This is a genomic window from Nitrospira sp. BLG_2 (assembly GCF_049222245.1).
Genome location: NZ_JBLYIG010000240.1, coordinates 1 through 5746, shown reverse-complemented (window position 1 = coordinate 5746; position 5746 = coordinate 1). Strand labels below are relative to the sequence as shown.

7 protein-coding genes are annotated in these 5746 nt (G+C 54.1%); 2 read left to right on the top strand and 5 right to left on the bottom strand.

What is annotated here, in order from left to right; all coding sequences use genetic code 11:
• Positions 1-718 (bottom strand): DUF2059 domain-containing protein (locus tag ACOSYY_RS06685; protein WP_421661490.1); only part of this gene is annotated, 718 nt, incomplete at its 3' end.
• Between the two features lie 265 nt (positions 719-983).
• On the bottom strand, positions 984-2024 hold the full coding sequence (locus tag ACOSYY_RS06680; protein WP_421661489.1) for a hypothetical protein: 1041 nt from the start codon (positions 2022-2024) through the stop codon (positions 984-986).
• Between the two features lie 468 nt (positions 2025-2492).
• Between ACOSYY_RS06680 and ACOSYY_RS06675 the strand changes: the two genes are divergently transcribed.
• The gene (locus ACOSYY_RS06675; RefSeq protein ID WP_421661488.1) at positions 2493-3509 is read left to right on the top strand and encodes a molybdopterin-dependent oxidoreductase; all 1017 of its coding nucleotides are present in this window, start codon (positions 2493-2495) and stop codon (positions 3507-3509) included.
• A gap of 547 nt (positions 3510-4056) precedes the next feature.
• Complete coding sequence (locus ACOSYY_RS06670) at positions 4057-4311, top strand: hypothetical protein (RefSeq protein ID WP_421661487.1); 255 nt, start codon at positions 4057-4059, stop codon at positions 4309-4311.
• A gap of 170 nt (positions 4312-4481) precedes the next feature.
• Here the strand turns inward: ACOSYY_RS06670 and ACOSYY_RS06665 are convergent, their stop codons facing one another.
• From ACOSYY_RS06665 to ACOSYY_RS06655, 3 genes are all read right to left on the bottom strand, one after another.
• A complete protein-coding gene (locus ACOSYY_RS06665) occupies positions 4482-4721 on the bottom strand; it encodes a hypothetical protein (RefSeq protein ID WP_421661486.1) in 240 nt (79 codons plus the stop codon).
• 50 nt (positions 4722-4771) lie between these two features.
• Positions 4772-5266, bottom strand: coding sequence for a signal peptidase II (gene lspA / locus ACOSYY_RS06660; protein ID WP_421661485.1), 495 nt, complete (start codon positions 5264-5266; stop codon positions 4772-4774).
• A gap of 111 nt (positions 5267-5377) precedes the next feature.
• Positions 5378-5611, bottom strand: coding sequence for a hypothetical protein (locus ACOSYY_RS06655; RefSeq protein WP_421661484.1), 234 nt, complete (start codon positions 5609-5611; stop codon positions 5378-5380).
• Positions 5612-5746: the final 135 nt, after the last annotated feature.

Below are 5746 nucleotides of genomic sequence, written 5' to 3'. Positions count from 1 at the left end.
TGGGCCTATCCTCCCCGCGTGATCCGCACACAAGCATCCGGACGGGCTCTCGCTGACGCTCCAATGCGCCGAACACCAAACCCTGATGCTGATCATCGAACATGCATCGTAAAGGTGAGACTGCAAAGGTGAGGCTGCGTAAACGTCCATCGCGACGGCTCGAACGAGGAAGGAAGCCGGGCGCATATTGCGCCCGGCCCTCCACGCCATGCGATTCGGACGGGCATGATGCCGTTCTCTTCGGCTCGTCGGTCAACGGAATTGCCTTGGCCAACTCGATGTTCACGATCGACCGAACTTTGTTTTCGATCTGAATGTAGCGGGCCGTCTTGGACCAAGGCAGCACTTTGCTGATCTTATCGGCATAGGTGCGCTTCAGTTTCACCTCGGACTCCTGGGCGGACAGAGCCTCGCCCAAGAGCTTCTTCGCCGTATCGTTTTCGACCGGACCCTTGTTGAAGGCATCCGCATACTCTTTGATCGTATTTCCCATGGTCTGATTGATCTTGCCGAGTTCCTTCTGATATTCGTCATACAGCGGCCAGAAGGCCTTCGCTTCCGCATCGGTCAGATCCATGTTCGAAGCGACGAGCAGCTTTTTGTCCGCCTTCACCTTCTGCATCATGATTTCCATGTTGGTGTCGGTTGCGCTCTGCGCAAACGCCGGCGCGGCAATGAATACGGCAACGGCCAGAATGGCCGGTGTGAAAACTCGCATGTGGAATTCTCCTTTCAGGGATGTGTTATGGGAAACAATACGGCAGGACCCTCCGCACCCGTCGGCTACCCACGGCAGGATAGATGCAGGCGAAAGACTTATAGCGAACTGCGCGAACTTAGTCAACTAGCAGGCTGCGGACCTGATTGATGCCGATAATATGGCTGGACTTTCAGTACGGTGTTCACGCCAGGATAACCCAGGATGCTCAAAAGGCTGGCCGGCAAGGCCGCCGCGGGGTCCGCGACGCGAAGAGTACGGACGCTCAAAACGATGGGAACGTTCGCCGAACCCCTACTTCGATGCTCCATTCGTAGATCCCCGCAAGGTCTCGGCCCCATATGCCGACGCCGGGACGCACAAAAACACCCCATCGCCCCACAACATTCCGGCCCACCTCGAATTCTAGTGTCATACCGGTCTTCTGATCTCGCTCCCAATTGACTAACAAAATACTCTGCGCGACCGTCCACCACGATCCCCAAATCGTATTGACCTGAACGATCGCTTTGGTGAGGCCAACGTCTCCCCGGGAAGGATCCCCGCCTACAGAAGTCAGGTGTTGGAACAGACCAAATACAAAAGAATCCAAAGAGGGGATAAACCGCCCCGTCGCGATGAATGGACCCAGAGAGTACTTTCCTGACCCTAAGGTCGGTTCGTTCGCTGTGGGAAAGGCCGAGGTCATGCCGAGAAGGATTGCATACTGCGGCGTGTTGTATGCACGCCAAGCCGCGGTAAGCGCGACATCACTCAACCCCCGAGGGCTTCCGACATTCTGGCTGCTCTGATCTAGCCATCTGACAAACGGCATGTCCGCACGAAGCAAATAATTGCCTTTGAAGGCGAGATCCACGCGGGCCTGGTTGTCGACCAATCTGCTTCCGTTCAACAGATCAACGTACTGACTGGACAGTTGGACACGCCCGACGATAGCGGTGGGATCGGTTCCGTATTTGGCGGCTAATTTCCTGTTGTACTCCGCTTCCGCCAATTCTTCCGGCGTCAAGACCTTGGGTCTCAGCGCCGGTGGAAGACGCCGTGGTCGCGGGGAACGACTTGGTTGCGCATCGGAGCGCGGTTCAGCCATATCTCCCTCGGCATTGTCAATTGGCGACATCGTATCCGGCACTTCTTCCACAGTCTGTTGCTCTGCCCGTGCCACCGGCAGATCCACCAGAACGCCCCCAAAGCTCAACACTCCCAGCACCCATACAATGATGCAGAGTCCATAAGCCTGTTCTTTCGATTGGGATCGCTCCATCGCAAAGACGGGATATCCGGACGAACCAACCAACCTTTTCATACTAGCTCTTTCTTGCCATGAAAATGTGCGATATCGATACGGCTTTTACTCGTGGGCGGCTTGATATATTTGAGCAAGCTCAGGACGTGCTTCGTGCGGCCTGGCTATTAAAACCGGTTCTTATTGAAATCTGCACAAACCTCAAAACCGATAAGATATGTCTGTCAATACGCTAGTGTTGTGCACGACTTCCGACTCAAAGCTTTGTCGTCATACCCTTAGGGCTACGGTCCTCGGAGTGGTGCATAATACGCGTAGATCCTCTTATGTGCACTATCTGTTCTAACAGGCGCGGACAAGGACCGCGAGACACCCCCCCGACGCCGGACGACTGTCCGTATGTGGGATCATGTGATAAACATCGCGGATGATCTCCGTTCTCCATCTTTTTCATCGATGCGGCTTCGCTGACTTCAGCTCGGAAGGAGGAACGTTGCGGTCCGTCTCATCCTGTATGATAATGCTCATATGCGATTGTCACGTCGAGCAGGGCTAAAACTCACCGGGCTCGGAGCGCTGGCCGCCCTGACTGGCGGCTGCGATGCCGTCGGAGGTGTATTCGGCCGGATGTTCGCCGTCCCGCCCCGAGAGACGACGTATTTCACCCCCAACTCCCAGTTCTACATCGTGAATTATGCCGATGGAGCCGTCTCCGCTTCGCGCGAGCTGAACATTGAGCAGTGGAAACTTCACATCAAGGGCGCGGTGCAAACCCCGATGGCGCTGGGTTGGCGCGAGATCCTGAACCGCCCTTCTTACGATCAGATCTCCACCTTGATGTGCATCGACACGCTGCCGGGCGGCGACAGCATCGGCACCGCCACCTGGCGCGGCATCTCGCTCAAGAAGCTGCTCCTCGACTGCGGCGCCGACGCCGACACCGCGCGTGATGTCGTCTTTCGCGGCATCGACGGCTACGACGACAGCATTCCCTTCCCACGCGCGATGCAGGACGACGTGATGCTCGCCTTTTTGATGAACGGCGAAAAACTGCCGAAGGAACACGGCTTCCCGCTCCGCCTGCTGGTGCCGGGTCTCTACGGCATCAAAAACGTCAAATGGATCGTCGAAATCGAAGTGTACCCGGGCGACTACAAGGGGTACTGGCAACGCAAGGGCTGGACCGACGACGGCACGATCAAAGTGTTTTCACGGATCGATTCACCGGGCCATTACCAAACCCTTCGTGGCCCAGAGCATACCTTTCGCGGCATCGCCTTCGGGGGACCGCACAGCATCAGCCGAGTGGAATTGAGCGTTGATGCAGGCCGTACATGGAACGACTGCCGGATCGAGCCGCCTATGTCTCCCTATTCCTGGGTGATGTGGACGTACACGTGGCGACCGCCCAAACCCGGGAAGTTCCAAACCGTCGTCCGCGCGACCGATACCAAGGGTCAGCTTCAGATCGCCGAAATCGTACGCCCCCAACCGGCCGGCGCCAGCGGGTATCACACGATCATTTCAGAAGTTGGGCAGCTATAGCCTCCCGCATTTTTCCCGAGGAGCAATCTAAAGCCCTTTGATCCTTGATGTACATACACTTTGTATGAGCATGTCTCGCGAGTTTGAAAATGGGACCAAGCCAAGGCCGTCAAGCCATGGAGTGGTTCAATACGAAGGGACTTGATATCAGACAAGAATTAACGCCCAACTCCGCGCTTACATGGAAGTGCGCAAGAGAAGCAACGTACCCTTCTGTCTTTTCTTTGCTTGCAGAAACCGCTTGCGAGAACGTGCTATCTCAATACGTGAGAAATACTCTTTCGATATTTCCTAAGAGGTGAGGAATGGATTGGGGCCAAGGAGACATTTCCACTCTCAGAGAGGTCTTTGATTGGGTTCGACGAGAAAGTCGCGCGGAAAAGAGAACGAAACGAGAACTGTGTCATGCCTTGGCAAATGGCTTCTTACACACCTTAAAGCCATGGAGGCATGTCGTTGAGGAGCCTGTTGGAAACGCCAATTACTTTTGTCACTCCTTTTGCTCTCATGACGAATGGTGGGATAAACCTAGCAAAGGATTCGAGAAATGGTCGCCAAAAAGCACTATAGGAGGGGTGTCGTACTCTTCAATCTTCCTGAGAATGAAGGCCTATGGATCGAGGAACCGGCTTTTGATGAGAACGTCCTAAAAGGTCGAGAGAAGGTCCATTCTTTCGAGGATCGTGAAGCAAGAAGGAATCGTGTAGGACAGACGTTCGCTGAGAGCAAAAAGTTCATTGAGATCATAAAACGTCCACCTGAAACACCGGGAAAGCCATTCTTAGTTCCCAGACGAGCATGAAACAATTAGGCATCCCAGGGGGCATCTTACTTCATTGAAATCTTGGATGAAAAATCCGCAACTCGCACAACTCACCTTCGCAATACACTTCTCAAACATCTGCTGATTGAGATCTAATCGAGCCAGATCGTCACCGGTTTAGCTGACTTACACACTGAGGGATACACGTCCTACTTTTGAAAAAACGAATCCCGCGCAATCTGGTCCTTGCGGATCTCGTATTCCTTTTGATCGATTTTTCCGGCTTTAAAGTCCTCCTCCACCCTATCTTTCTGACGCTTCAGATTATATTCGTAGCCGCCACCAGCGGCTCCGGCACCCACTAGCCCTCCGAGAATACCGCTTCCGACTGCACCTGAGCACCCCGTCAGCAACATCATACAAACGATGGCCAAACATAGATTTTTCATACGCACCCCCGTGAATCACAGTCGAGATTTCTTGCTTGAGCAAGAAATCTCTATTCATTTACCGACACACGCGGTCGCCGGAACACCTCGAGCACGAGCAACGATAGACCGATCGTAATGCAGGCATCGGCCACGTTAAAGATGCCGCTGCGAAGACCGCCGATGCCGACGTTCATGAAGTCGATGACACGTCCATCATGAAGCAGGCGATCCAAGAGGTTGCCGATGCCTCCGCTGAGGATGAGGCTCCAAGCAACGGTGGACAGCAGCGGCATCTGCTTGGCGAAAAGAAATACTCCCAAGCCGACAAGCCATAGCGCAGGGAACACTTGGAAGAGAATGACTCGTAGCCCTTCTGGAAATCCGCTACCGAGACTCAAGAAGGCTCCCGTGTTCTCGGCATACTCCAGGCGAACGGTATCGTAAAACCACGATCGGGGAGATTCAAAGGCTAAGTACTGTTGAGCAACGTCTTTGGTGAGTTGATCGCAACCGACACAGCCAACGAGCAGGAGGAGTATCAATAGGTCTCGTGTTAACCGCACCGTTGAAAGCCTTACGCTCCTCCTAGTTTCGATGGAGCGAGTCAGCTGTTTTTTGCTCCGGCGTTCGCTCCTTTATACTGCCATCCTGCATACCGCTTCGTTCTACGAGCATTAAGACAATTGGTCCTTGCGCGGACGTCCGACAGGCAACTTTCCCTTTCTCTTCTTGAACCGTTTCCCCTTTTCCAGCTTTTTAAGCGTGGATTGTATCGCGGATTCGACGACACCGGTGAGCGTCAGCTTTGGGCTCCAGTAGACGACTGTTCGCAACCGCTCGACCATATCGGCGGAGAGAGACAGCGTGACCCTCTCCTTCCGCTTCAGAATCTGCCTTTTCTGTTTCATGTGATCATCTCCTTCGCAATGTACCTGCTTCTGCACTCACCACTTATACTTGCATATCATGCTCCATTCCATACACGCAAGTGGCCTTTGCGGTCCGGCCATTTGCCCGTAGAATTCCAGCCTGGGGTCTTTCCC